The sequence below is a fragment of the Aliiglaciecola lipolytica genome (assembly GCF_018860635.1).
Lineage (GTDB): Bacteria > Pseudomonadota > Gammaproteobacteria > Enterobacterales > Alteromonadaceae > Aliiglaciecola > Aliiglaciecola lipolytica_A.
Genome location: NZ_JAHKPT010000025.1, coordinates 142,362 through 167,077 on the forward strand (window position 1 = coordinate 142,362; position 24,716 = coordinate 167,077).

Sequence of the window (24,716 nt, forward strand, 5' to 3'; positions counted from 1 at the left end):
CTAATCTCCTAGTCCGCTACTACAACAGTGATATGACTGCTGCGTTTAAAGATACGATCAGCTCGGCCTTTGGCTCTTGGCTTGATACGCTTCATAGTTGGGCCTTCATCAACGAAGATTTTTGCGACAGTCAACTCATCGATGTCTGCGCCTTCATTGTGTTCAGCGTTCGCAATCGCAGACTCTAGTACTTTTTTGACTAGAGCAGCACTTTTCTTCGGACTATAAGTCAGAACTTCAAGCGCCTTTTCAACGTGTAAACCGCGAATTTGATCTGCAACCAAGCGTGCTTTTTGAGCCGAAGAACGGGCAAAACGATGTTTAGCTAAAGCTTCCATAATTTTTCCTCTTATCTCTTCGCTTTCTTATCCGCGACATGGCCGCGGTAAGTACGCGTTGGAGCAAATTCGCCCAACTTATGGCCAACCATTTCGTCAGAGACGAAAACAGGTACGTGCTGGCGACCGTTATGGACCGCAATGGTCAACCCAATCATATCTGGGATGATCATGGAGCGACGAGACCAAGTCTTAATTGGTTTCTTTTCGCCCTTTTCCACTGCAGCCTCTACCTTCTTCAGCAAGTGCAGGTCAATAAATGGACCTTTCTTGAGAGAACGTGGCATGGTGAATCCTCGCTGTTACTTGTTACGACGACGTACGATAAGTTTATCGGTACGCTTGTTACTACGGGTTTTCTTACCCTTAGTTGGTACACCCCAAGGTGAAACTGGATGACGGCCACCAGAGGTACGACCTTCACCACCACCATGTGGGTGATCTACTGGGTTCATGGCTACACCACGAACTGTTGGACGCACACCGCGCCAACGTGTTGCACCAGCTTTACCCAGTGAACGTAGCATGTGTTCAGCGTTACCAACTTCACCAATAGTGGCGCGGCAATCAGCTAGAACTCTGCGTACTTCACCAGAACGTAGACGAAGTGTTACATAACCTTCGGCACGCGCTAATATTTGTGCATATTGTCCTGCAGAACGAGCAATTTGAGCACCTTTACCAGGCTTCATCTCAATAGCGTGTACAGTTGTACCTACTGGGATGTTGCGCATTGGCATGGCGTTACCCGCTTTGATCGGAGCATCAGCGCCAGACTGTATAGGTTGTCCAGCTTGAGCACCTTTCGGAGCAAGAATATAACGACGCTCACCATCAGCATAAAGCACAAGTGCAATATTAGCTGAACGGTTAGGATCGTATTCCAAACGTTCAATTTTGGCTGGAATGCCATCTTTGTTACGTTTGAAGTCAATTAAACGATAATGCTGTTTGTGACCACCACCAATGTGACGCACAGTAATGCGACCATTGTTGTTACGACCACCAGACTTGCTGTTTTTCTCAAGCAATGGTGCGTAAGGTGCGCCTTTATGTAGATCAGGGTTTGTAACCTGAACTACGTGACGACGACCAGCAGAAGTCGGCTTAGCTTTTAATAATGGCATATCAAATCCCCTTCTTAAGCTTCGCCACCGACGAAGTCGATGTCTTGACCTTCTTTAAGCACAACGTATGCTTTTTTCCAGTCGTTACGCTTACCAAAAGACTGACCGTGACGCTTGGTTTTACCCTTCACGTTTAAGGTACGAACACTGCTAACTTCAACTTCAAACAGTTTTTCAACTGCAGCTTTGATTTCAGCTTTGTTTGCGTCTTTTACGACTTTGAAAACAACAGCGTTGTTGCCTTCAGCAGCCATGGTTGATTTTTCAGAAACATGCGGTGCTAAAAGCACCTTAAGTAAACGCTCTTCAGAGATCATGCTAACGACTCCTCTAGCTGTTTAACTGCATCGGCAGTGATTAACACTTTTTCGAATGCAATTAAGCTTACTGGGTCAATGCCTTGAACATCACGAACGTCAACTTTATACAAGTTACGAGCAGCTAAGAACAAGTTCTCTTCTACTTCTGACGTTACGATTAACACGTCGTTAAGCTCAAGTTCGTCAAGCTTAGCAATCAATGCTTTTGTTTTAGGTGCATCAACACCAAATTTTTCTACCACAATCAAGCGATCTTGACGTACCAATTCAGAAAGGATGCTACGAATAGCTCCACGGTACATCTTTTTATTTACTTTTTGACTGTGATCTTGAGGTTTGGCTGCAAACGCACGGCCACCACCAACCCAAATTGGGCTGCGGATTGTACCAGCACGGGCACGACCTGTACCTTTTTGACGCCAAGGCTTCTTGCCACCGCCTCTAACTTCAGAGCGTGTTTTTTGTGCTTTAGAACCCTGACGGGCACCTGCACCGTAAGCCACTACTACTTGGTGTACTAGCGCTTCGTTAAAATCACGTCCAAAGGTTGCTTCGGAGACTTCAAGAGCGCTATTCGCGTCTTTCAATACTAATTCCATCACTTAACTCCCAGACGTTACGCTTTAACTGCAGGCTTGACGATAACGTCACTGCCTGGAGCACCAGGTACTGCACCTTTGATTAGAAGAAGGTTGTTCTCTGCGTCAACACGTACTAATTCCAAAGATTGAGTAGTCACAGCTTTATTGCCTAATTGGCCAGCCATTTTCTTCCCTTTGAAAACTTTACCTGGAGATTGGTTTTGGCCAATCGAACCAGGAGCACGGTGAGACAAAGAGTTACCATGTGTCATACGTTGGTGACTAAAGTTCCAACGTTTGATAGCACCGGCAAAACCTTTACCTTTAGAAGTTCCTGCAACATCAACTTTTGTAGCTTCAGCAAAGATTTCAACAGTAATTTCACTGCCTACTTCAATACCTTCGCCTTCGTTGCTGTCTAAACGAAACTCCCATAAACCACGGCCCGCTTCCACGCCAGCTTTAGCAAAATGACCTGCTGAAGCTTTATTAACGCGGTTTGCTTTTTTATCACCAGCGGTTACTTGTAGCGCGCGATACCCATCTGTTTCTTCAGTACGTAACTGAGTCACACGGTTTGGGGTCGCTTCTATAACAGTCACAGGAATTGAAACACCATCTTCAGTGAAGATACGCGTCATTCCTACTTTACGACCGATAAGACCAATCGCCATTGTTAAAACCCTCTCTTGTTAGCCCAGGCTGATTTGAACATCAACACCGGCAGCCAAGTCCAATCTCATCAATGCATCAACTGTTTTATCAGTTGGTTCAATGATATCTACCAAACGCTTATGTGTACGGATTTCATACTGATCACGTGCGTCTTTATTCACGTGAGGTGAAACCAATATTGTATAGCGTTCCTTGCGAGTAGGTAGTGGAATAGGACCGCTAACCTGAGCACCTGTACGTTTCGCAGTTTCAACGATTTCAGCCGTAGACTGATCGATCAACTTGTGATCAAACGCTTTCAAACGAATACGAATTCTTTGATTTGGCATCGATTAAGCTCCAATCGAAAGAACAAAAAAAACCATCCACACCAACCTTTCATTAGGTGGGAGGATGCATGTAAACCGATGACCCACAATTGGGGTCTTGTTCATAATATTTCAGCTTTTTCTCAAACTCTCCACTTACATGGTTAATTATTGATAGGGCTGAAATCACTACCCATCAGGGCGAGTGGGCGCGAATTATACATGTATGAAGATTTATTGCAACGCCTATTACTAATAAAAGTCGAGTTTAGAAGGTTTTTTTATAAGTACAACAATTAAGAGAAATAATAGCGATAAAAAACTGTACCAAGGGACAGGTGTATTTTAGTTACCATTTCACTAACCTTTTGTTATTGCATTGATGTAGGAAAGTATTAACAACCACATTAGCGCAATAAAGAGTTCGTAGGCGATGTTTAGCCATACGACGAATTTTAATTAATCAAAAGGAATTCGCAAATGCGAGAATTGAATGTAATGCAATTAGAAGAAGTGAATGGTGGTGTAGCCCCTTTAGTTGTGGCTTTTGGCGCCGGCATGTCAGCGGTAGGCTATATTAACAGCCTACCGGGGCTCATGGCATTTGGCAGAGGGCTTGGTTTCGGTTGGTATGATGCTACTCATTAATTAAAAGGAGCTTTTATGATCGAATTAAATAAAATTGAATTAGTAGAAGTTTCAGGAGGAATGCCCGACAACGAAGTCACAGGTTACGCTATCGGCTACGGTGTTGGGTATGTGTTCGGAGGAAAAGCTGGTTACCAACTTGGGATCTCCATATATAACTTATTCCACTGATTTAGCTCAATGATAGAAGGGGATATGCCTCCCCTTTTATTTTTTATAAAACAAAAATTTTTAAGGAAGTGTTATGGACCGTAAATTTATAATATTCGCCAATGCTATTTTATTTTTTATGATAGCTACTAATCTCTGGAGTGCGACTTATAGTTGGATTGTGAATGATATTGATATGTCAACTAATCCCAATTTACAAACCGCTTTGCTCTATATCATCTGCGGTTTTTTGTTCAATGAGTACACAACAGAAAAATCCTCAAAAACAGATAGCAATGAAGGCTAATAATATGCCACCTAAATTAATCACCTTTATAAATTGGATATTTTATATAGCGATTGGATTCGCCTTCATACAGGCAATCGGTGACTGGTATGGACAAGGAACTGATATACTCGCAAATCCTATTATGCATGGCGCAATGCTGTTAAGCATTATGGGCTTTTTATTCAACCAAAATGTGAAACCAAGCGAGTCCGATAAGAAGCAATCTAAATCTTAGGTTTTGTTAATGATTACACTCAGTTATAGTTAGGGAATAAGTAATGACACTGACCGTAGTAGATGGCAACAGAACTTGTGATTGAAGAGACTCTTCAAAAAATAGACAGATTGTTAGAAGCACATCCTTCATTGATGGATGCTTATCAGCAATTGGAACCGATTATTCTGAATTTGTTTGAAGCGCAGCGTATGAGTATTTTTCAACGCAGGCGTCAACATCAAGACTTGGTTGCCCGTTTTAAAACGGGTAAAGAGACACTTCAAATTAAAGTTCCTATCAGTCCCCAGTCCATAGCTGGGTATGTTGCACTGAGTCAAAAACCATTATTGATTAGTGATCCTTATAATGCGCAAGAGCTCGCGGAAATACATCCTCGCCTAAAGTTTGCCGACAAATTTGATAAAAACAGTTCCTTTAAAACTGAAAATATCATTTGTGTGCCGATTTTGAACGCCGGCGTGTTGATGGGCGTAATGCAGATTATTAATAAAAAAGTAGGTTCCTTTGGTGATGCCGACCTGCGCTTAGCGAATTCGTTGTCAGAAATATTAGGCAATAAATTTCGTTATGAGTTAGGTGGCACCACTAATCCGTTTGATTATCTTGTTCATCGCAAATTGATGTCTGAAAAAGATCTCAAACAATTTACTGAATCCAGTAAAGATATCCGCCAGTTAATCCAACGCATGGTATCAGAAGCCCGTATCCCTGAAGATGAATTGGGTAATGCATTATCAGTTCACTATCAAGTTCCTTATATTAGTTATCTTCCTGAGAAATATCACGTATTACAAAGTGGCAATAAATTAAACCTGTCTTATTTAAAACGAAACTACGTTGTGGTGTTAGCAGACGCCTCTGAAAACCCGATAGTTTTAATGGCAGAACCTAACAATGCTGCACTTTTGATGGAAATTGAAAGCGCATTAGGGATAGACAGTTATGAAATCTCCGTAGGCTTGCCCAATCAAGTTTTACAATATTTAGGGGCAGGCGGTGGTGGTGGTACGCCAGGCGAGATGGATGAAATACTGGACGAAATTGGTACCAGTAGTGAAGAATTAGATGATACCAGTGAGGAGATGTCGGATGATGCTCCTGCAGTGGTACGTTTGGTTAGTCGTGTTCTGCACGACGCAAAACGACTAAATGCGTCAGATATTCATGTGGATCCAGAAAAGAACGGTCCAACTCGGGTACGAATGCGTATCGACGGTGTTTGTCGAGATATTACACAAGTTCCAGCGTCCCACCATAGTGCGGTCATTGCCCGTATAAAAATCATGTCAAACTTGAACATCGCAGAAAAGCGTGTCCCTCAAGATGGCAAGTTGGCATTTAAAATGTCTGGCCAATTGGTTGAAGTTCGGGTCGCGACAATACCCACAGTAGCCGGCGAAGGCGTGGTCATGCGGATATTGGCCTCAGGTGGCGCCTTGCCTATTGAAAAAATGAACATCTCACCAAAAAATATGAGCATGTTGCGGGTAATGATCAAAAAGCCCCATGGAATATTGCTAGTTGTAGGTCCAACTGGTTCAGGTAAAACTACCACTTTGCATGCAATATTGGGATATTTAAACACACCAGATAAGAAAATTTGGACTGCCGAAGATCCGGTGGAAATAACCCAACCTGGTTTACAACAAGTTCAGGTCAGTCCCAAAATAGGTTTTACCTTTGCTAATGCATTGCGGGCTTTCTTGCGGGCCGATCCGGATATCATCCTGATTGGTGAAATGCGGGATAAAGAAACCGCTCATGCCGGTATTGAAGCATCCTTAACCGGTCACTTGGTGCTTTCGACTCTGCACACAAATTCAGCGCCAGAAACAATAACCCGATTATTAGATTTAGGATTAGATCCGGTTAACTTTTCTGATGCCTGTGTTGGTATTATGGCGCAACGTTTGATTCGTACATTATGCTCTAACTGCAAAGAAGAATATGAAGCTTCCGAAACAGACATGGCATTTATCCGCCGTCAATACGGTGAAGAATATCTTCAAGAACTGGATCTTCAAGAGCCATTGAGGTTGCACCGAGGAAAAGGTTGTGATGATTGCGGTGACACTGGTTATAAAGGAAGAACCGGTGTACATGAACTTCTCACCATGACTCCAGATCTTCGCTCGCTTGTCTACAAAGAAGCATCGGTAACAGAAATGAAAGCCCAGGCAATGCGAGACGGTATGCGTACTCTTACCCAAGACGGTATTTTGAAAGTCTTAAAGGGTGACACTGATATCGCGCAAATTCAGATCATCAGTGGGGCTGATTAATCCAAAGGCACTTCAGTTTATGCACTAGTGCCACAGCCTGTTAATAAACTGTGGCACTAGTCTCTAAACTATTGTTCAGATTCAGATGATTGATTTGCAGTGGGCAAATTATTCAATAACTGTTTATTGAATGCATGAAAATCATTGATTGCCGACACCAAATCATTTGTACCTAAATCCTGCACTTCATTAATAATGCTATTAATCAAAGTTTCGTACTGATCACCATCGGCTAACTTTTGCTGTGATTGCTCAAACACATTCAACATTTTTTGTAAGTAATCACTTACTCTCTCCACCGGCTTTGATGACTGTTCTTGACTACCTTGCTCATCGCTGTAATGTGAGACTGACTCGTAAGTTTTAACTACTTCCACTTGCTCTTGTCGAGTTAACTGTAAAGCGAAGCCGGTTAGCTCCTGTTCATCAAAACCAATTTCTAAGGCCTGTTCGAAGGCCCGTTCGATATCACCATCAAAAAACGTCGTAGCCAAATCATTAGCATCAGAAACTAACTGGCCAATGGACTGCAACTCACTTTCGTCTAACTCTCCAGATACAGAAAAGCTGTAATTATTCTGTGCAATAAACACCGACTGCTGCACTTCTGTTTGTTTAGTGGCGGCTTGAGACGTTTCAGATTGAGTATTAGATTGAGCTGATACTTCTTCAGCTTCGTTGTTGGCAGTTTCTACTGTTTCATTTCCAGCACTGTCAATACCAGCCCGTGGCAATACATCATTGTGCTCAATGTTTGGTTCTTGCTTAATCTGTTTTTCTTGTTGCAATAAAACCTGTCGATTTAATTCGAATTGTTTTAAATCTTCGAAACGAATAACCACTTCATCACCGTCTCGAGTGCGGATCTGTAATTCGCCATTTTGTTGGCTGGAGGCAGAAAGACTCTCTGTTATTAACGAAGTATCTGATTGCAATTCCCTATCTTCTGGATCACTCTGACTACCGAAGAGTTTATCTTGTAAACGCTGAATTCCCTGTTCAATCAAATCGGCACTTCGGCCTATTCCGTCGGAAATTTCTTCGTTCATAAAACCAGATAAATCTTTTTCAGCCAGCTTAATACCTTTAGAAACACCGGAACGTGCTTGTTCGAATAAACTAACTAATGTTTCTTCATCTGCCCCATTACGAGCAGCGCCAGATATCACTCCACCAACAAATTGGAGCACATTCTTGGCCACTTCCTCGAAGTCAAACAGACTCTTGTTAGTTTCTTCTGGGTTTTTAAGATTGGCACGCTTCTCATCAATTTGTAATGTTTGATTGAGCGAGTTATTGTAAATTCTTAACCCGACTGTGGTTTGCGAGCTGAGTTTGCTAACCGTAGATTCTGCAGGCGCACTTATACCCGCTTCAGCTTGTCTTAAACCCGCTTCGCGCAATTGATTTTTCACAGCGTCATTGGGATTAACCTGAGTTTTATCTCCCATAAACGCTTTAATTTCACCGAAATTCATGTGCAATACCTCACTATCCTCATGTAATAGTATCGGCTATAAATTCACTTTATTGAGAAATTAAATTAAATAACTCCGCTAATATGGGAAATAATCAGTCAAATTAGTGCTTTACCCTATGTACGATAAAACAAAAACCAAATTGCATTTGCAAGCGCGCAGGAAATCTTTAAAATTCGCGAATCTTCTTTCAATGCCAACCTAATCGAGTTTTTGATGCGTCCAACAGAAATAGATCCCCAATTTTACCAAGCTCAACTCGATGAAAAAGTGACAGCTTTAAGCGCTCAGTTTAGCCAATTTAAAATGCCCAAATTAGAAGTGTTCGCTTCGCAAACTCTGAATTACCGAATGCGTGCGGAGTTTCGTGTTTGGCATGAAGGTGATGAGCTGTTTCACATCATGTTCGACCAACAAAGCAAAGAGAAATACCGCGTCGATCAATTTCCTCCCGCGAGTAAACTGATCAATCAAGTAATGGCCGATTTGGTGGTGCTATTAAAAGACAATGAAATAGCGCGACGCAAACTATTTCAAATCGACTATTTAAGTACTTTAAGTGGTGAAATTGTCGTTTCCCTGCTTTACCACAAGCCATTAGATGAAAGCTGGCATGCACAGATAAGTAAAATTTTAAAACAGCTAAGACAGCACTATCCAATAGATATAGTGGGTCGAGCCCGTAAACAAAAAGTCATAGTGGATAAAGATTTTGTCATCGAGCGTTTACCTATAGGACAAAGAACCTATGAATTTAAGCAGGTTGAAAATAGCTTTACTCAACCAAATGCGTTGGTTAATCAAAAAATGCTTGAATGGGCACTTGATGTTACCGCAAATAGCGGAGGTGATTTACTCGAATTATACTGCGGCTTAGGCAACTTTAGCATTCCCTTGGCGCAAAACTTCAAACGGGTTTTAGCCACCGAAATTTCAAAAACCTCAGTTGCTGCAGCACAATATAATATCAGCGCCAATCAGGCTGACAATGTGACAATTCTTCGTATGTCTAGCGAAGAGTTTGTACAAGCCCAAGCAGGGATAAGAAAATTCAATCGACTAGAAGGGGTGGATTTAGCCCAATACGATTGCCGCACAGTGTTAGTCGATCCGCCAAGAGCAGGTTTAGATGATGAAACAGTTTCAATGATCAGTAAATATAACAATATCGTGTATATTTCATGTAACCCAGAAACCTTGCAAAATAATTTGGACCTATTAAGCAAAACTCATGAAGTCCATCGTTTTGCTCTATTTGACCAGTTCCCCTATACCCACCACGTTGAAGCCGGTGTATATTTAGTGCGAAAAAACTAACAAGATTTAAATAGGTTCATTGCTTTTAGCGAACTCTAACGAGCCATTTGTAATGAACCTTAACTGAATTTTTAATCGAATCGCCAATTGTTCTCTTTGAATAGGATCTAAATCCAGCGCCTCAGCACCAGTGCTAAACACCAGTTTAACCATTGCTTCAGCTTGTAAATTCGCTAGTTTTCTATTTAAACCAGTTGTTGCCACAGTATAGTCGGTCAGTTCTTCGGTAAAGTGCTGAATCTCTCTGAACACAGCAGCTCTGAAGGCGTTTGAGGTCCCAGTGTGTTCTCTTAATAACAATCTAAAAATATTGCTGTTAGCCGAGATAAATTCCATAAACGTATCTATTGAAGTACTAATAACTCCGCCTCCTGACGCTATTCTTACTCTAGCTTGACGCATTAATTGACGCAAAGTTAACCCAGCTTCATCCACTAGCGTTAACCCTAACTCATCGATATCTTTGAAGTGACGATAAAAGGACGTAGGCGCGATACCAGCGGCCCTTGCCACTTCCCTGAGACTCATACTTGAAAAACTATGTTGTTCATCTAACAGACCAAAAGCTGCATCTATGATTGCACGACGGGTTTTTAACTTTTGTTGCTGTCGAGTTTGAATCACTTACTGCCCTCAGGTGTTTTACACTAATGATAAAGTTATCAGCTTGAATTACACCTCAGGTTAACAGTCTTTTCAATTTATTTACTTGATAAAATACCTAGCTCAGGATAAATTAGCGTACAGTTGTAAGCTCAAAAGTATATTAAATGAATAAACCTCCTCTGCTACTGACCAACATTTTGGTCTTTCTTATTACCGGTGTAATCGCTGTTATTGGCGTACCATTAGAAGCCTATTTCAATGGTTTCGACATGTTTGAAGTGATTACATGTGTTTTCTTGATCTACTTTTCAGGCATGTCAATAACGGCCGGCTACCATAGATTATGGTCCCATAAAGCTTATGAAACCAATTCTGTTGTTCGATTCATATTAGCGGTTGGCGGTGCTATGGCACTGCAAAATAGTATTTTACACTGGAGTTCGGATCATAGAGTTCACCACAAATTTGTGGACCAAAATGGCAAAGACCCCTATTCCGCTAAACGTGGATTTCTATTTTCTCACATAGGCTGGATGCTCAGAGATTATGAGTCACACCGCTTTGATGATTATAAAAACTGTAGAGATTTGCAAAAAGACGCTATTGTCATGTGGCAACATAAATACTATTTACCCATAGTGTTAGCGACTAACTTTGGAATTCCAATCGCATTAGGATTTTTAAATGGCGACGTATTAGGCATGCTGCTGCTAGCTGGCGTTTTTAGATTAGTTGTTGTTCACCACGTGACTTTCTTTATCAACTCCCTTGCGCACATTTGGGGTAAACAGCCTTACACAGATAAAAACACTGCTCGAGACAATGGTATCTTAGCCTTTTTCACCTTTGGTGAGGGCTATCACAATTATCATCATATTTTTGAGTACGATTACCGAAACGGCATCCATTGGTGGCAATTTGATCCAACTAAGTGGTTGATTCGTGGACTTTGTGCGCTAAAACTGGCGAAAAACCTTCGTCGTTGCCCTGAAGAAAGAATTGAAAAAGCCCGTTTTGAAATGATGATGAAACGTACGCAGAAGAAAATCTCTAATTTACCAGACGCTGAAGAAATTATGGTTAAACTACAACATGAGTACGATGTGCTAGTTGCCAAAATGAGTGATTATTATGCGACTAAGAAAAAGTTGTTGGAATTTAATCAAGCGCGGATCAAAAAGAGTTACGACAATTTTGAATTGGCAAACAAATACAAAGAACTGAAATTAAGTATGTTGCAGCAGAAGCAAAAGTTCTACGAACTTTATCAAATGGCTTAGCGTTGGCTTTAATAAACCCTAAACTGAACAAAGTTTTTTGCTAGTGATGTTTATGGCACGACCTGCGGTTTAGGTAGATTTCATGGGCTAATGCCCATGCTACATTTAGATTTGATGTTGGGTTTGATTGCTATATGTAGGCGGGTGCTTTAGCCCCGCGAATGTCGAAAGCTAAAATACGAAACAAAAAAAACCTGACGATTGTCAGGTTTTTTTAAAAGCTTAATAACTTAGCGTTGCACTGCTGCTGTTAGCGATTGGTCCGCTAACGCATCTCTGTGAGCGACAACTTCGATTAACGCGTCTTTTGGATAATATTTTATAGTGGCCATAATTGCATCACTTTGAATATTTGCTTTTTCAGCAATGTCCATTTGCACGTTTCGATAAGTCATATTTTGGCTAATCTTATTTGCCATGCATTGACTATTCACTTCAAACGATTGCTTGTCTACACAATCAAAGGTTTTTAACTGATCGGCTTGAGCATGCGCAACCGTTCCTAAAGATAAGACGGCAAGAAGAGAAAATAATTTACGCATTGTGTTACTCCTATTAATTTATCGGTTTTCCGATGAAAAGAATATAACACAGACTATGGATGGTACCAAGAAATACGGACCATAGTTTTATGACAGTATTATGACAGAGTGTAATTTATTGAAAAAAAATGACTTTTATTTAGCAAGAAACTGCCGAGAATGTGTGAATATTCTGCCGTTGCAACCTAACCCAATCATTCAAGGAAGTGCGAATAGCCAAATTTGTATAATTGGTCAAGCACCTGGTCTCGCCGCCCATAATTCTAGCTTAGCATGGAACGATGCTTCGGGAGATAGATTAAGGACATGGTTAGGTATGAATAAAGCAACTTTCTACGACGAAAATATCGTCGCTATTTTACCCATGGGGTTTTGTTATCCTGGAAAGTCATCTTCTGGAGATCTTCCCCCCATAAAAAAGTGTGCAGAGATTTGGCATCAAAGATTGCTATCTTCATTTACACCCAAAATAACCCTTTTGATTGGTCAATATGCACAAAATTACTACTTAAACGACAAGTTAGGTGTCACTAACAGAGTAAGGAACTGGCAAGACTATTTGCCAGAATACATAGTGTTACCCCACCCTTCACCACGGAATAATATTTGGTTAAAAAAGAACTCTTGGTTTGAAGAATCTGTTTTACCTGAAGTTAAAACAATCATTCAGGATAATACCTAGAGCGAATGAGCAATTTCCTTTTGGATAACTTAGCAAAAAGAGTTTGATATATTATTGATAGCTATCTAAAAATTTGACAAGTTCATCAAATGCCATCGGCTTTGCATATAAATAACCTTGCGCTTCATCACAGCCTAACTTTAACATATAGCTAGCTTGCTCTCGTTTTTCTACACCCTCAGCAATTGTCTGTAAACCAAGACGATTACCCAAAGTTACAATAGTTTCGGCAATGAATGCAGATTTATTGGGCTTTATCTCGTTAATAAATGACCTGTCTACCTTCAAGCGATCTAATGGCAGTTGCTGCAAGTAACTCATTGATGAAAATCCAGTACCAAAATCATCAATGGCGATTTTCACTCCAAACTCTTTAAGTTCCTTGAGTGACTCTACAACAATTTGCGGTTCGTCCATCACAACACTTTCAGTAATTTCCAATTCCAATTGCGCCGGCACTATTGAATTGTCGTTTACTGACGTTTTAACCGTTTGAATGAAGTCTGGGTCTCTGAATTGCGGCATGGAAATGTTCACAGCCATGCGCAAATCGGTGTAACCTTTGTTTATAAGCTCTTTGAGATGACAGCATGACTCCTCTAAAACCCAAGCACCAATTTCAATAATCAGACCCGAATACTCTGCCAACGGAACAAATACCGCAGGGGAAATAAAGCCCTCATTTTCAGTTGGCCAGCGCAACAACGCTTCCATACCAACAACACGTTCAGTGACTAAATCTACTTGCGGTTGATACCAAACTTCTAACTTGCGTGCAGAAAAATCAGTTCGTAGCTGGCGAATCAAACCTAATCGCCAAGTCGTCTTTTCTTCCATTTCCGGTTCGTAATAACCAAAATTGGTGTTGAGATCTTTTTTCGCTCGATTTAGGGCAATATTAGTTTGTTTTAATAAATTAATACCAGAGCATTCATCATCTACTAACTTACAAAAGCCCATGGTTATATTAATAGGTAAGGTGTGATCTCCAGCCTTGAACGGGAACGCAAACAATGCGTTAACTCGTTCAGGATTCACCACTTCTTCAGAACCAATCAAACCAAAAACATCAGCACCGATACGGCCCATTCTGACATTTGCCCCTAAACTGTCCTGAACTCGCTTAGATACAGCTTTTAGCAGGTTATTCCCTGCATCTTGTCCTAATCCATCATTTACATCGGAAAAATGCTTAATATCAAGCAACGCGACTACGTTGTAACCGGTACTTGTCATTACTGCAGTTTCATCAAGCATATTGATGAATTCATTACGATTGGGCAGTTTGGTCAACCAGTCTTTAAATGCTGCTGTGCGCAATTGGTGGAACAGATTTACATTTTCATAGCCGATGGAAATACTGTGTAAAAACACCTCTAGCAGTTTTCGGTCTAGTGAATTGATCTGCTTTTTTGCATTGAGAAAAACCGCGGCATCGTAACCGGAACTGTTTAAATACAAGACCGAGTAATTGTCTTCATATAAGTGTTGTTTTTTGCTTAAACAGCGACTTACTGAATCAACGATTTTTTTATCGTGCAGGTTATCTAAACTTTCATTGATGTACTTGGCAAATTCACCAGCGGCCCCTAACACATACACGCTGTTATCTTCTTTATCTAAAATAGCACCAGCCCGCGCGCAGACAACACCGCCAGCATCTAGACCAATTAATGAGCTAATTTGGGTTACTATGCCTTCGCAGTACCCCTTCACTGAGTGCTCTTCTAATAGGTTAGCTGAGGAGTGAATAATTTTTTCCAAGCCTTGGCGACTTTGATTTATGGTGAGTATTTGCTGATACGAACGAAGAGAGGCGATTATTGTAGTAACCAGTTTACTGCGAGTAAGTTCGGTTTTTGTTTTGTAATCATTAATATCGTATTCTTTAATGACACTTTCTTCTGGTGCATAACCAGGCTGACCTGTTCGCAGGATTATTCTGGGTTCCATTAATTTAAGTTCTTCGCGCATTTTGCGCGCGACCACTAACCCAGCATCATCGGTTTCCATTACGACATCGAGAAGAATAATGGCTAGTTTACTGCCTAACTTTTCAATGATAGTGAGTGCTTGCTCTCCTGAGTAAGCATGATGAAAATGTAGCTTTTTGTCATTGAGCTGTAAATCAGACAAAGCTAATCTGGTTACTGAATGAATTTCTTCGTCATCGTCAACTACTAACACATTCCAGCGACCGAAATTAGTCTCTTGTTCCTGTGATTCGTCTTCTTCCAAGAAAATCAATTCATCATTTTCATAATCCGTTGGAGACATTCATCCTTCCACTATACGAACACCATAATTGGTGAATACTATTGTTTACAGCTTAAACATATCTCAATATGCAGCAAAGAGGAATAATAATTGTAGCAAAATTCAGCAAAACCGCTTGTTTTTGTCACAATTTCATAATGTCAGTCGAATTCGTCAATTGTTGTGGATTTCGGGTATAATCATTCTCCTATTATCTAGGTCAATTTCACTTATATGAAAATAGATTCCAATATCCCACCTCCCAACCTCTTACAGGGGAAAGATTCCGTTGCCAAAAGCACTGCGCAAGGGCAGGTGTCATCGACACAAAAAGCCAGCACCGAGCACGCTAAACAGGTGAAAACCAAAATGCTGCAATGGTTTAGTAGGGCGGGCATTGCAATAGGGCAAAAGAGCGCTATTGAACAAGACCTGCATAAAAAGGTGAGTCGCCATCAGTTTGTAAAAGCACAACGAAAATTAAAAAATTTAGAACGTATACTTACTTTAGCGACAGATTTCAGCCAAGAGCAAGCAGTTCAAGATGAACTGGATCCCGATTGGTTCTTCAGTTTTAGCGAAATGGCAGAAAATATCAATTCACCAGCAATGCAAGAATTATGGGCTAAAATTTTCACAGTAGAGATAAGCGTTCCCGGCTCTTTTTCACTTAAAACCTTACATACTTTAAAAAACTTAACCCATAGAGATGCCAAAATCCTCAAGTTAGCGGTAGGAATGGCAAGTAGACGAAAAGGTGAACACGGTTTAAAAATCATCTACGGTTATCATCGAAAACCTAATATTTTGTCAGTGTTTAGACTGATTAAAAACGAACAAATAAATTTAGCCGCATATGGTTTAGCCTACCCTGACCTATTATCGTTAATGGATCTAGGGTTAATTTATAATAGTGAAATAGAGACTAGTGAGCTTGAAATACAGAGTAGATTTCAATATCGCTGTGCCAGCGAAAGCTTTCATTTAGCCCCGAAAAAAAGAGGATTAAGCCTACAATATTATAAATTTACCTCAATTGGCTCTGAACTAGCGCGCTTGATAAATAGCACTGCCAATAAACACTATATTGATGACCTGTTAGTATTACTTTCAGGTGAGTTTGAATTAAATTGAAGTTCATTACTTTAAGTTTTTCAATTGACCCCAATCTAAATATTCTATGCGATCCTATACGCTTATCTAATTTTATCAGGAGCTAAAATGAGTGACTCTTATACCCCACCTAAAATATGGACTTGGAATAAAGAAAGCGGTGGGAAATTTGCAAATATTAACAGGCCAATATCCGGTGCAACTCACGACAAAGAGTTAGCAGTGGGCAAACATCCCTTGCAACTTTATTCTTTAGCGACACCAAACGGCGTTAAAGTGACTGTATTGCTAGAAGAACTGTTAGAAAAAGGGCACAAAGGAGCGGAATACGACGCGTTTTTGGTCGATATTTTAGAAGGCGATCAGTTTAGCAGTGGTTTTGTGGCCGCTAATCCAAACTCTAAAATTCCAGCCCTTGTTGATCACAGCACATCACCACCTACTCGCGTGTTTGAATCAGGTTCAATACTGTTGTATTTGGCTGAAAAGTTTAACGAATTCATACCTCAAGACCCCACTCAACGCACAGAATGTCTATCATGGTTATTCTGGCAAATGGCTAGTGCGCCTTTGTTAGGCGGCGGTTTTGGTCATTTTTACGCGTATGCACCTGAAAAACTTGAATACCCTATAGATCGCTACACCATGGAAATAAAACGTCAACTTGATGTGCTCGACAAGCTACTGGCTGACAACGAGTACATGTGTGGTGATGAATATACGATTGCGGATATTGCAACTTGGCCTTGGTATGGCGCTTTAGTCAAAGGGTTAGCTTACGATGCAGCTGAATTTATTGAAGCCCATACATACAAAAATGTTATCCGCTGGGCAGATCAGATTGCTGAGCGTCCAGCAGTACAGCGTGGTCGCATGGTAAATAAAACTTGGGGAGAACCAGAATCACAGTTGCATGAGCGTCATGATGCCAGTGATTTTGATACCAAAACCCAAGACAAAATTGGATAAAGTGCCGGCTGTTTCTTAAATTAATCATGGGCTAAAGCCCATGCTACATTGTAGGCGGGGATTTATCCCCGCTAAATGCCGTCACCAAACTCATGCAACCCACATTCGCGCTTCAATCCAAAGAAACGCGTATCTTGCTCACTCATACCAGCTTCCAAAGCTTTCGAAGTATGCCAGTCACCAATAGACACAAAACCTTTCTCCCAAAGTGGATGGTAAGGCAGATCATGTGCTTTTAAGTACTGATGCAGTGCTTTGTTTGACTGATCAATAATTGGATAAACTTTGGTTTGTCCGTTTAATCTTTGCAGCACATTTAAGTTTTCACGAGAGTCTGACTGAGAACGTCTTAAACCAGCAAACCAAGTTCCAACCTTCAGCTCTTTCAAAGCCTGCTGCATAGGTAGAACCTTGTTCATCTTGTTGTATTTCTCAATACCTTCGATACCTTGTTCCCATAATAACCCGTGACGAGCTTCTTGCCATGCAGCGGACTCTGGAGCCCGATACACTTTCAAGTTAAGCTTTAATCGCTCCGTTAACTCATCAATGAATTTGTAGGTTTCAGGAAAAAGATAACCGGTATCAGTTAAGACAACAGGAATATCGGCATATTCTTGAGATAATAAATGTAACATTACCGCTGATTGAGCACCAAAACTAGACGAAACGATGTGCTCACCTGGCAGATGCTTGAGCGCCCAAACCACCCGTTGTTGAGGTGTTTGTTTTTCAAGATCTGCATTAAGCTCAGCGAATTGCTCAGTGTCTAGACTGTTAATCCAATCTGCTGCATGAGCATTTTCGGCTGAATTTTGGAATACTGCGTTAGGCATAAAAATCCTTGGCTGAATTAACAACCGGAGCGATGACTTTAGCGCGAATCAAAAAGTCACCAAAACCTTCGTCTTGGTTACCTTCTTTAGCCCAACGACCTATAAGTTCGTCGAGGTGAGCTAAAATCTCTTGCTCGCTAATATTTTCTTTGTACATTTTGGGGATACGCGTACCCTGACGATCGCCACCGAGGTGGAAATTGTATTTACCAGGGCCTTTTCCAACCAAACCAACTTCTGCAAGCATGGCTCGACCACATCCATTAGGACAACCAGTAACACGGAATATTATGCTGCGGTCAGCGACATTATGTTTAGCCAGCAAACCTTCGATATCCGTTACCGCATCAGGTAAATAGCGTTCTGCTTCCGCCATTGCCAAAGGACAAGTCGGCAATGAAACACAAGCCATGGAATCTAATCGTTGATTACTCACGTCATCTGAAATCAAGCCATGAGTTCTGGCTAAAGATTCAATTTCCTGTTTTTGCTCAGCAGGCACGCCAGCAATAACCAGATTTTGATTCGCGGTTAAACGAAAATCACCAGTGTGAATTTTAGCAATTTCAGCACAGCCTGTTTTTAAGGTTTTCCCTGGGTAATCTAGAATACGGCCGTTTTCAATGAAAACGGTTAAATGGTATTTGCCATCAACGCCTTCAACCCAACCGAAACGATCTCCACGAGAAGTAAACTCATACGGACGGCTTTGCGCAAACTCAATGCCCGCTCTAGCTTCAACTTCAGCTTTAAAGTTCTCAACCCCAACACGTTCAAGAGTGTATTTGGTTTTCGCGTTTTTACGGTTTACACGATTCCCCCAGTCCCGCTGAGTACCAACAACAGCAGCTGCGACATCCAAGGTTTTATCCAATGGGATATAACCGAAGTCATCAGCCTTACGAGGATAAGTAGAGTGATCACCATGGGTCATGGCTAAGCCGCCGCCCACTAATACGTTAAAACCAACTAGTTTGCCGTTTTCAGCAATGGCCACAAAGTTAAGGTCATTTGCATGCACGTCAATATCGTTATGCGGTGGAATAACCACTGTCGTTTTAAATTTACGCGGTAGATAGTTATTTCCTAGAATGGGCTCATTTTCAGTCGTTTCGACCTTTTCTCCATCCAACCAAATTTCAGCATAAGCGCGCGTTTTAGGCAGCAAATGTTCACTAATTTTCTTAGCCCATTCGTACGCCTCTTGATGTACTGCAGACTCCACTGGATTTGACGTGCACAGCACGTTCCGATTTACATCGCCAGCGGTGGCGATTGAATCAATCCCCACTTTATCAAGCATTTGGTGCATCATTTTAATGTGTGGCTTTAATACACCATGGAACTGAAACGTTTGACGAGTAGTTAAACGAATACTGCCGTAAAGGCTATGCTCTTCTGCAAACTTGTCGATTGCTAACCATTGTTTTGGAGAAATAATTCCTCCAGGTAAACGTGCGCGCAACATCACATTTTGTAATGGCTCTAGTTTTTGTTTCGCTCGTTCAGCACGAATATCACGGTCATCTTGCTGATACATACCGTGGAATCGAATTAACTGAAAATTGTCAGCGGTAAAGCCACCGGTCAAATCGTCTTTAAGGTCTTGGGCAATCGTCCCGCGCAAAAAGTTACTATCGCCTTTAATACGCTCGTTTTCTGCCAATTTACCTTCAACTATAAACTTTTTATCGGAAACCATTAGTACACATCCTTCTGATAACGCTTACTACGACGCATTTCGGTTAAATACGCCTCAGCATCTTCTTCACTTTTACCACCATGTTCTTGAACAACAGTCAAAAGTGCATCATGAACATCTTTAGCCATGTGGGTCGCGTCACCACATACGTAAAAATGCGCGCCTTGTTCTAGCCAATCAAATAATTCAGCACCATTTTCTAAAATGCGGTGCTGTACATAAATCTTTTGCTCTTGGTCACGGGAGAATGCCAAACTTACTTTGTCTACCACGCCATCTTTAACAAAACGTTGCCATTCCGTTTGATATAGGAAGTCTTGAGTAAAACTTGGATTTCCAAAGAACAACCAGTTTTTACCTTCGGCATCATCTTCTGCACGCTGTTGCATGAAAGCTCTAAACGGAGCGATTCCTGTGCCTGGACCAACCATGATCACCGGTGTTTCTGGGTTTTGTGGTAAACGGAAGTTATTGTTATGTTCGACAAACACTTTGAGCTCTTGACCTTCTTCTAGGCGTTTCCCCAAGAAGTTGGAAGCTGAACCTTGGCGCACATTGCCATTGACGTCATATTCAACCATTGCAACAGTAAGGTGCACTTCATCATCTACTTCTGCTTGACTCGAAGCGATTGAATACAGTCTTGGGGTAATGGGCCTGAGTGCTCTAGCCAGCTGCTCAGCGCTAATTTTTGCTGGGAAATCAGTCACAATATCAACAATTTGCTTATCCGCTAAATACTCTCTTAGCTTCGCTTTATCATCGAATAATGCTTGTAATTTTTCATTCGGAGCAGACTCTAAATAGCTCTTCACAAATGTAGGATAACTCAAGGTTAACTCAAATTTTTCGATTAACGCCTGTTTAACGCTAAGAGTATCCTTGCCAACCACCACGGTTTCATTTTCATCAACAGCAACAAGCTTCAATAATTCGTCAACTAGCGCTTCGTCATTGGTAAACCAAATTCCTAATGCATCACCTGGTTGATATTGAATACCAGATTCTTCAAGAGAAATTTCGATATGACGAATATCTTTAATTGAATCTCGCCCAGTGATTTTTTGACTTTCTAATAAAGTAGCCGTAAATGGATTTTTCTTAGAATATTCTGATTTGCTTGCCGTTCCAGAAGTACTAACTACAGCCCCAGCGACAGGTGCAACTTGCGCTTGACTAGCGGCAAATTCTTCTTTTAACTGAATGGCTATTTGATCAAAAAATGCGTTGGTTACAGTTTCGTAATCTACGTCACAATCGACTCTTGGAGTAATGCGTTTGGCCCCCAAGGCTTCAAGACGGGCGTCAAAGTCTTTTGCGGTCTGGCAGAAGAATTCATAACTGCTATCACCTAAGCCAACTACAGCAAAATTTAATTCTGGCAGTTTTGGTGCCTTTTTACTGCCAACAAACTCATGTAACTCAACTGCATCATCTGGCGCATCGCCCTCACCGTGAGTACTGACCACGATAAGTAGATGAGTTTCACTTTTCAACTGCTTAGCTTTGTAGTCAGCCATACTCAGTAAGTTGACTTTCAAACCAGCATGTTCTGCCTTTTCTTTATAGTCTTGGGCAACACCTTTGGCATTGCCAGTTTGTGATCCATAAAGAATTGTAAGTTGCTTTTCAACAACGGCACCAGTTGCAGCAGGCGCAACGACTTGCCCACCGGTTTGTTGATGTGCTAAACCCGCCAAATAGCCGCTCATCCAAGTAAGCTGGTCATTGTTTAGCGGCGCGATGGCGCTATTAATTTGTTGCCATTGTGATTCGTTAATAACAGCAGTTGGCACAAGTGCCTGATTGTTCTTTGAAGACATAAAAACGCTAACCTTTTAATTGATGCAAGCAGGTTAGCGTTTTTTATTATTAACAGGAAAGACCTAAATAGGATTTTTTATTACTTATTGGACTTAAAACCAAACTTTATTGACTTAGAAGTGTATTTCGATCCCGGCAAATGCACCACTAAACTCTAAATCTGAGTAGATATCATCTAGATCTTCCAACTCTAAAGAAGTCGCTCTGTAGCCCAGTTGTAGCGTCATATCAATCGCCAAATTATCGACAAATTCGTAAGCTAACGCGATTTCATAATCACTCAAAGAGTGGTCATCTATCGCCAAATAACTGCCCTCCGCGTAAACTCCTAAGCCGGTAAAAGGTAGGCCAATGTAAAGTTTTGAATACACCATAGGCACAACGCCAGAAAACTCTTCTCTGGCAAAGTTAGAGGCGTCCGCCGTTTCTCTGACAAATATTTCACCGTCTACGTATTTCCCATTGATGCCGAAATCAAAACTAATCAAATCGTTATCAAATAATTCGTAATACAAAATAAAGTCGGTATTGCTCATATCCACTTCCGTGGTCAGCGCCGTGTCTACACTAAAAATCTCACCATTAAAGGTGAAAGTGCTATTTAGTGTAATATCGCCACTGGTATCTAGGGTTGTTTGACGTACTTTGATATTCGGTAACAACGGGATCGGATGCTCTAATGCGGCATAAAAACTCGACTTAGTTTCAGTATCAAAATTAAATCTGGTTATATCAGCATCGTTGGCAAATCCACCTTCGGTATCCATATTCCAGCCTTGGGCACCCACATACAAACCGAGTAGAGTATCTGCTTGGGCAGGTACAGCGACTACGGATGCGGCTAAAATTAATGATTTGACTCTATGTTTCACTCTTTTATCCTTGATTTAACAGTTCATTTAATTCGATTAAAGCAGCATTTGCTCGGGAAATATAGTTCGCCATGACTAATGAGTGATTAGCTAACATACCTAAGCCACTTCCATTTAAAATCATCGGACTCCAAATTGTCTGTTGAGTAGATTCGAGTTCACGAATAATTTGACGCAAACTGACTGTGGCATTTTTCTTTTCAAGCACGTCAGCAAAATCGACTTCTACCGCTTTGAGAAAATGAATCAGAGCCCATGCGGCACCTCTTGCTTCATAAAAATTATCGTCGGTTTTCCACCAGCTGGTTTTTTCATAACGCTGTTTAGGTTCAGGTGTAGACTGTCTAGCTTGCGCATCCCCAGCTAAATCTGTGTTTAGCACTTCTTGGCCGACACTGGCACTTAGCTTCTGTGAAAGATTGCCCAATCGTTTTTCTACTTGCTTCAACCAATCCCTCAAGTTATCTGCTCGAGAGAAAAATTGCGCACTGCCTTGGCCTTTATCAGCCAAATCAGTTCGATAAGCATACAAATCTTTAAGCGCGTCTTGGTACATTGACTCTGCTGAAGGAAGCATCCAACTCAGGTGATTCATATTTAACGCTGGCTGCGCTTTTATTAACTCTGGGTTTTCCATAGATTGTGACTGCGAGCGACTAAAATCTTTGCGCATTGCCAACGCAAGATCACGGGACATTTCTAACACTCCAAATTCCCATCTAGGCATGTTATCCATGAATATTCCCGGCGGCATAACGTCGTTTGATAAATAACCACCTGGTTTATCCATTAACGATTCCACCACACGAATCAGTGTATGAGTTGTTGTGTAACCTACAACCACATTTTCCGAATTCGCTTGAGCATATGATTGAGCTTCCGTTCTCACATTGAACGAATCAGGTTCTGAACTCCAATAGATAGAAACTAACCAACCTATAAACACAATTATTAGGAAAGTGGTGGTGAGCCATTTCGCATTTAAAAAACGTTGCATAATATGCTTCCTGTATTTTGAATTAATGACACCTTACACGCATAACATCATCTATTCTAATGATGGCTATGTGACTTTTCTTTTCCGGGCATAACCGCTTTTGCTGCTACCTGAATCGTTTTTTGATCTTCGCTGACCAAGGTAATTAAAACCCTTTGATTTTCTGACAATGGCTTTTTAAGACCAAATATCATTACGTGTAAACCACCAGGTTTGAAGGCGACTGTTTCCCCAGCTGGTATTTTAATTTGTTCTTGTTGTTGCATACTCATCATACCGTTTTCCATAACATGAGCATGCAATTCAGCTTTTTCAGCAATGTCGGTGCTGGCGGATACCAGAACCACATCTTTGTTGGAAGTATTTTGGATTTTAAAATAAGCAGCTGTATTAGGAACTGTTGGCGGTAATAAACGTACTGTTGCATCTGATATTTTGATATTTGCAGAGCTAGCAAAACTACAAACCAATAATCCGATGAAAATCAACCACGGTTGCTGCTTGACGAATTTCATAAACTGCCTTTCCTGAATAATAAATTTCCCGTAATTATCAATTAATTCACGCGCTTTTACCAGAATAGTCAGCGCTTTTTCAGTTGTGAGTTGTTTATCGTCTCACCTAATAATGGCGGCAGATTATGTTGGGCGGTTAATAACGGTAATTGGTATTCATGCGGCCCGGCGATTTTTACCGTTAATATTGAGTTGGCCGCTTGTCTTTTACTAACCAGATAATGAAGGCAATCACCAGTAACATTGGCCAAAACACAGTAACGCCAGCCAATAACATAGCCACAAACGCAACAAACAAAGCCAATGCTATGGCACCAAACACGCTGATAGCGACAATAACACCAACAATGGCCAATACGGCGCCAATAGCGGTAACCCCTACAACCGACTCCATCGGACCAAATATATGCTCATCTAAATGAATCGAGAAATCAAACCACTCGCTAACCAAGATACCGCAACTGTAAGTAATAAGTACGGCAATCAAAATAGCTAAAATAAGATTTTTCATCGCATTCTCCCTACGAAACTAAGGTTATCTTGTTGGAATTAACAAAACCGCTAACAGATAAGCCACACCAACAACCATTGGCATAAAAATAAAGGCTGCGATAGCTGCGATTCTTACAATCCAAGCATCAACACTAAAATGCGTTGCAATGCCTGCACATACGCCGCTAATTTTGCCACGAACCGTGTCACGATATAGTTGATTTGTATTTAAATAGTCTTTCATGTTGATACTCCTACAGAAATTAGTACGTTTTAATC

General features: G+C 41.0%; 29 protein-coding genes. 10 read left to right on the plus strand and 19 right to left on the minus strand.

The features are described 5' to 3' along the window. Nucleotides 1–8: 8 nt before the first annotated feature. The 7 genes from rplV to rpsJ are packed head-to-tail and all read right to left on the minus strand — an operon-like array spanning nucleotide 9 to nucleotide 3,370. The gene (rplV, locus tag KO530_RS13045; RefSeq protein ID WP_008845781.1) at nucleotides 9–338 is read right to left on the minus strand and encodes a 50S ribosomal protein L22; all 330 of its coding nucleotides are present in this window, start codon (nucleotides 336–338) and stop codon (nucleotides 9–11) included. An 11-nt stretch (nucleotides 339–349) separates the two neighbouring features. Further along, nucleotides 350–625 (minus strand): 30S ribosomal protein S19, encoded by a 276-nt coding sequence (gene rpsS / locus KO530_RS13050; RefSeq protein WP_014107406.1) that lies wholly within the window; start codon nucleotides 623–625, stop codon nucleotides 350–352. 15 nt (nucleotides 626–640) lie between these two features. Then, the gene (gene rplB / locus KO530_RS13055) at nucleotides 641–1,465 is read right to left on the minus strand and encodes a 50S ribosomal protein L2 (protein WP_216048885.1); all 825 of its coding nucleotides are present in this window, start codon (nucleotides 1,463–1,465) and stop codon (nucleotides 641–643) included. A 14-nt stretch (nucleotides 1,466–1,479) separates the two neighbouring features. Next, complete coding sequence (gene rplW, locus KO530_RS13060; protein ID WP_216048886.1) at nucleotides 1,480–1,782, minus strand: 50S ribosomal protein L23; 303 nt, start codon at nucleotides 1,780–1,782, stop codon at nucleotides 1,480–1,482. After that, the gene (gene rplD, locus KO530_RS13065; protein WP_216048887.1) at nucleotides 1,779–2,384 is read right to left on the minus strand and encodes a 50S ribosomal protein L4; all 606 of its coding nucleotides are present in this window, start codon (nucleotides 2,382–2,384) and stop codon (nucleotides 1,779–1,781) included. Before rplD ends, rplW begins: the two co-directional genes overlap by 4 nt. Nucleotides 2,385–2,401: 17 nt before the next feature. Next, a complete protein-coding gene (rplC, locus tag KO530_RS13070) occupies nucleotides 2,402–3,040 on the minus strand; it encodes a 50S ribosomal protein L3 (RefSeq protein ID WP_216048888.1) in 639 nt (212 codons plus the stop codon). A gap of 18 nt (nucleotides 3,041–3,058) precedes the next feature. Then, the gene (gene rpsJ / locus KO530_RS13075; protein ID WP_006002183.1) at nucleotides 3,059–3,370 is read right to left on the minus strand and encodes a 30S ribosomal protein S10; all 312 of its coding nucleotides are present in this window, start codon (nucleotides 3,368–3,370) and stop codon (nucleotides 3,059–3,061) included. 459 nt (nucleotides 3,371–3,829) lie between these two features. Between rpsJ and KO530_RS13080 the strand changes: the two genes are divergently transcribed. The 5 genes from KO530_RS13080 (at nucleotide 3,830) to KO530_RS13100 (ending at nucleotide 6,956) form a co-directional block, all read left to right on the plus strand. After that, on the plus strand, nucleotides 3,830–3,997 hold the full coding sequence (locus KO530_RS13080) for a class IIb bacteriocin, lactobin A/cerein 7B family (RefSeq protein ID WP_216048889.1): 168 nt from the start codon (nucleotides 3,830–3,832) through the stop codon (nucleotides 3,995–3,997). A gap of 15 nt (nucleotides 3,998–4,012) precedes the next feature. After that, the gene (locus KO530_RS13085; protein WP_216048890.1) at nucleotides 4,013–4,168 is read left to right on the plus strand and encodes a hypothetical protein; all 156 of its coding nucleotides are present in this window, start codon (nucleotides 4,013–4,015) and stop codon (nucleotides 4,166–4,168) included. Between the two features lie 73 nt (nucleotides 4,169–4,241). Continuing rightward, the gene (locus KO530_RS13090; protein WP_216048891.1) at nucleotides 4,242–4,454 is read left to right on the plus strand and encodes a hypothetical protein; all 213 of its coding nucleotides are present in this window, start codon (nucleotides 4,242–4,244) and stop codon (nucleotides 4,452–4,454) included. A 4-nt stretch (nucleotides 4,455–4,458) separates the two neighbouring features. After that, the gene (locus tag KO530_RS13095; protein WP_216048892.1) at nucleotides 4,459–4,671 is read left to right on the plus strand and encodes a hypothetical protein; all 213 of its coding nucleotides are present in this window, start codon (nucleotides 4,459–4,461) and stop codon (nucleotides 4,669–4,671) included. A gap of 134 nt (nucleotides 4,672–4,805) precedes the next feature. Then, nucleotides 4,806–6,956, plus strand: a complete 2,151-nt coding sequence (locus tag KO530_RS13100; protein ID WP_436792304.1) for an ATPase, T2SS/T4P/T4SS family — start codon at nucleotides 4,806–4,808, stop codon at nucleotides 6,954–6,956. Between the two features lie 68 nt (nucleotides 6,957–7,024). Here KO530_RS13100 and KO530_RS13105 read toward each other — a convergent pair whose 3' ends face one another. Further along, a complete protein-coding gene (locus KO530_RS13105; protein ID WP_216048894.1) occupies nucleotides 7,025–8,434 on the minus strand; it encodes a DUF5610 domain-containing protein in 1,410 nt (469 codons plus the stop codon). 216 nt (nucleotides 8,435–8,650) lie between these two features. Here KO530_RS13105 and trmA point away from each other — a divergent pair, with 216 nt between their 5' ends. After that, entirely contained in the window at nucleotides 8,651–9,751 is a 1,101-nt protein-coding gene (trmA, locus tag KO530_RS13110) for a tRNA (uridine(54)-C5)-methyltransferase TrmA (protein WP_216048895.1), read from the plus strand. Nucleotides 9,752–9,757: 6 nt separating this feature from the next. On the opposite strand, the gene fabR is transcribed toward trmA, so the two are convergent. Next, nucleotides 9,758–10,375, minus strand: coding sequence for an HTH-type transcriptional repressor FabR (gene fabR / locus KO530_RS13115; protein WP_216048896.1), 618 nt, complete (start codon nucleotides 10,373–10,375; stop codon nucleotides 9,758–9,760). A 146-nt stretch (nucleotides 10,376–10,521) separates the two neighbouring features. Between fabR and KO530_RS13120 the strand changes: the two genes are divergently transcribed. Next, complete coding sequence (locus KO530_RS13120) at nucleotides 10,522–11,637, plus strand: acyl-CoA desaturase (protein WP_216048897.1); 1,116 nt, start codon at nucleotides 10,522–10,524, stop codon at nucleotides 11,635–11,637. Nucleotides 11,638–11,867: 230 nt separating this feature from the next. Here KO530_RS13120 and KO530_RS13125 read toward each other — a convergent pair whose 3' ends face one another. After that, entirely contained in the window at nucleotides 11,868–12,179 is a 312-nt protein-coding gene (locus tag KO530_RS13125) for a pyridine nucleotide transhydrogenase (protein WP_216048898.1), read from the minus strand. A 100-nt stretch (nucleotides 12,180–12,279) separates the two neighbouring features. Between KO530_RS13125 and KO530_RS13130 the strand changes: the two genes are divergently transcribed. Next, nucleotides 12,280–12,861 carry a uracil-DNA glycosylase family protein gene (locus tag KO530_RS13130; RefSeq protein WP_216048899.1) on the plus strand — a complete coding sequence of 194 codons (582 nt, stop codon included), beginning with the start codon at nucleotides 12,280–12,282 and terminating at the stop codon, nucleotides 12,859–12,861. 51 nt (nucleotides 12,862–12,912) lie between these two features. Here KO530_RS13130 and KO530_RS13135 read toward each other — a convergent pair whose 3' ends face one another. Next, a complete protein-coding gene (locus KO530_RS13135; RefSeq protein WP_216048900.1) occupies nucleotides 12,913–15,138 on the minus strand; it encodes a bifunctional diguanylate cyclase/phosphodiesterase in 2,226 nt (741 codons plus the stop codon). Between the two features lie 213 nt (nucleotides 15,139–15,351). Here KO530_RS13135 and KO530_RS13140 point away from each other — a divergent pair, with 213 nt between their 5' ends. Next, nucleotides 15,352–16,251, plus strand: coding sequence for a TIGR03899 family protein (locus KO530_RS13140; protein ID WP_216048901.1), 900 nt, complete (start codon nucleotides 15,352–15,354; stop codon nucleotides 16,249–16,251). 87 nt (nucleotides 16,252–16,338) lie between these two features. After that, the gene (gene yghU / locus KO530_RS13145) at nucleotides 16,339–17,199 is read left to right on the plus strand and encodes a glutathione-dependent disulfide-bond oxidoreductase (RefSeq protein WP_216048902.1); all 861 of its coding nucleotides are present in this window, start codon (nucleotides 16,339–16,341) and stop codon (nucleotides 17,197–17,199) included. A gap of 71 nt (nucleotides 17,200–17,270) precedes the next feature. Here yghU and KO530_RS13150 read toward each other — a convergent pair whose 3' ends face one another. The 8 genes from KO530_RS13150 to KO530_RS13185 form a co-directional block, all read right to left on the minus strand. Beyond that, entirely contained in the window at nucleotides 17,271–18,035 is a 765-nt protein-coding gene (locus tag KO530_RS13150; RefSeq protein WP_216048903.1) for a phosphoadenylyl-sulfate reductase, read from the minus strand. Beyond that, nucleotides 18,028–19,737 carry an assimilatory sulfite reductase (NADPH) hemoprotein subunit gene (gene cysI, locus KO530_RS13155; protein WP_216048904.1) on the minus strand — a complete coding sequence of 570 codons (1,710 nt, stop codon included), beginning with the start codon at nucleotides 19,735–19,737 and terminating at the stop codon, nucleotides 18,028–18,030. Before cysI ends, KO530_RS13150 begins: the two co-directional genes overlap by 8 nt. Further along, complete coding sequence (locus KO530_RS13160) at nucleotides 19,737–21,560, minus strand: assimilatory sulfite reductase (NADPH) flavoprotein subunit (protein ID WP_216048905.1); 1,824 nt, start codon at nucleotides 21,558–21,560, stop codon at nucleotides 19,737–19,739. The genes cysI and KO530_RS13160 overlap by 1 nt, the downstream gene beginning before the upstream one ends. 114 nt (nucleotides 21,561–21,674) lie before the next feature. Then, nucleotides 21,675–22,433, minus strand: coding sequence for a TIGR04219 family outer membrane beta-barrel protein (locus KO530_RS13165; RefSeq protein WP_216048906.1), 759 nt, complete (start codon nucleotides 22,431–22,433; stop codon nucleotides 21,675–21,677). A 4-nt stretch (nucleotides 22,434–22,437) separates the two neighbouring features. Further along, nucleotides 22,438–23,430, minus strand: a complete 993-nt coding sequence (locus KO530_RS13170) for a DUF2333 family protein (protein WP_216048907.1) — start codon at nucleotides 23,428–23,430, stop codon at nucleotides 22,438–22,440. A gap of 56 nt (nucleotides 23,431–23,486) precedes the next feature. Then, nucleotides 23,487–23,945, minus strand: a complete 459-nt coding sequence (locus tag KO530_RS13175) for a copper chaperone PCu(A)C (protein WP_216048908.1) — start codon at nucleotides 23,943–23,945, stop codon at nucleotides 23,487–23,489. Between the two features lie 181 nt (nucleotides 23,946–24,126). Further along, nucleotides 24,127–24,456 carry a hypothetical protein gene (locus KO530_RS13180; RefSeq protein ID WP_216048909.1) on the minus strand — a complete coding sequence of 110 codons (330 nt, stop codon included), beginning with the start codon at nucleotides 24,454–24,456 and terminating at the stop codon, nucleotides 24,127–24,129. A 24-nt stretch (nucleotides 24,457–24,480) separates the two neighbouring features. Then, on the minus strand, nucleotides 24,481–24,681 hold the full coding sequence (locus KO530_RS13185) for a PspC domain-containing protein (RefSeq protein WP_216048910.1): 201 nt from the start codon (nucleotides 24,679–24,681) through the stop codon (nucleotides 24,481–24,483). Between the last annotated feature and the right edge of the window lie 35 nt (nucleotides 24,682–24,716).

Coding starts and splice junctions, on each gene's coding strand:
- rplV (WP_008845781.1), bottom strand. CDS start 338: ATGGAAGCTTTAGCTAAACATCGTTTTGCCCGTTCTTCGGCTCAAAAA.
- rpsS (WP_014107406.1), bottom strand. CDS start 625: ATGCCACGTTCTCTCAAGAAAGGTCCATTTATTGACCTGCACTTGCTG.
- rplB (WP_216048885.1), bottom strand. CDS start 1,465: ATGCCATTATTAAAAGCTAAGCCGACTTCTGCTGGTCGTCGTCACGTA.
- rplW (WP_216048886.1), bottom strand. CDS start 1,782: ATGATCTCTGAAGAGCGTTTACTTAAGGTGCTTTTAGCACCGCATGTT.
- rplD (WP_216048887.1), bottom strand. CDS start 2,384: ATGGAATTAGTATTGAAAGACGCGAATAGCGCTCTTGAAGTCTCCGAA.
- rplC (WP_216048888.1), bottom strand. CDS start 3,040: ATGGCGATTGGTCTTATCGGTCGTAAAGTAGGAATGACGCGTATCTTC.
- rpsJ (WP_006002183.1), bottom strand. CDS start 3,370: ATGCCAAATCAAAGAATTCGTATTCGTTTGAAAGCGTTTGATCACAAG.
- KO530_RS13080 (WP_216048889.1), top strand. CDS start 3,830: ATGCGAGAATTGAATGTAATGCAATTAGAAGAAGTGAATGGTGGTGTA.
- KO530_RS13085 (WP_216048890.1), top strand. CDS start 4,013: ATGATCGAATTAAATAAAATTGAATTAGTAGAAGTTTCAGGAGGAATG.
- KO530_RS13090 (WP_216048891.1), top strand. CDS start 4,242: ATGGACCGTAAATTTATAATATTCGCCAATGCTATTTTATTTTTTATG.
- KO530_RS13095 (WP_216048892.1), top strand. CDS start 4,459: ATGCCACCTAAATTAATCACCTTTATAAATTGGATATTTTATATAGCG.
- KO530_RS13100 (WP_436792304.1), top strand. CDS start 4,806: ATGGATGCTTATCAGCAATTGGAACCGATTATTCTGAATTTGTTTGAA.
- KO530_RS13105 (WP_216048894.1), bottom strand. CDS start 8,434: ATGAATTTCGGTGAAATTAAAGCGTTTATGGGAGATAAAACTCAGGTT.
- trmA (WP_216048895.1), top strand. CDS start 8,651: ATGCGTCCAACAGAAATAGATCCCCAATTTTACCAAGCTCAACTCGAT.
- KO530_RS13120 (WP_216048897.1), top strand. CDS start 10,522: ATGAATAAACCTCCTCTGCTACTGACCAACATTTTGGTCTTTCTTATT.
- KO530_RS13125 (WP_216048898.1), bottom strand. CDS start 12,179: ATGCGTAAATTATTTTCTCTTCTTGCCGTCTTATCTTTAGGAACGGTT.
- KO530_RS13130 (WP_216048899.1), top strand. CDS start 12,280: ATGACAGAGTGTAATTTATTGAAAAAAAATGACTTTTATTTAGCAAGA.
- KO530_RS13135 (WP_216048900.1), bottom strand. CDS start 15,138: ATGTCTCCAACGGATTATGAAAATGATGAATTGATTTTCTTGGAAGAA.
- KO530_RS13140 (WP_216048901.1), top strand. CDS start 15,352: ATGAAAATAGATTCCAATATCCCACCTCCCAACCTCTTACAGGGGAAA.
- yghU (WP_216048902.1), top strand. CDS start 16,339: ATGAGTGACTCTTATACCCCACCTAAAATATGGACTTGGAATAAAGAA.
- KO530_RS13150 (WP_216048903.1), bottom strand. CDS start 18,035: ATGCCTAACGCAGTATTCCAAAATTCAGCCGAAAATGCTCATGCAGCA.
- cysI (WP_216048904.1), bottom strand. CDS start 19,737: ATGGTTTCCGATAAAAAGTTTATAGTTGAAGGTAAATTGGCAGAAAAC.
- KO530_RS13160 (WP_216048905.1), bottom strand. CDS start 21,560: ATGTCTTCAAAGAACAATCAGGCACTTGTGCCAACTGCTGTTATTAAC.
- KO530_RS13170 (WP_216048907.1), bottom strand. CDS start 23,430: ATGCAACGTTTTTTAAATGCGAAATGGCTCACCACCACTTTCCTAATA.
- KO530_RS13175 (WP_216048908.1), bottom strand. CDS start 23,945: ATGAAATTCGTCAAGCAGCAACCGTGGTTGATTTTCATCGGATTATTG.
- KO530_RS13180 (WP_216048909.1), bottom strand. CDS start 24,456: ATGAAAAATCTTATTTTAGCTATTTTGATTGCCGTACTTATTACTTAC.
- KO530_RS13185 (WP_216048910.1), bottom strand. CDS start 24,681: ATGAAAGACTATTTAAATACAAATCAACTATATCGTGACACGGTTCGT.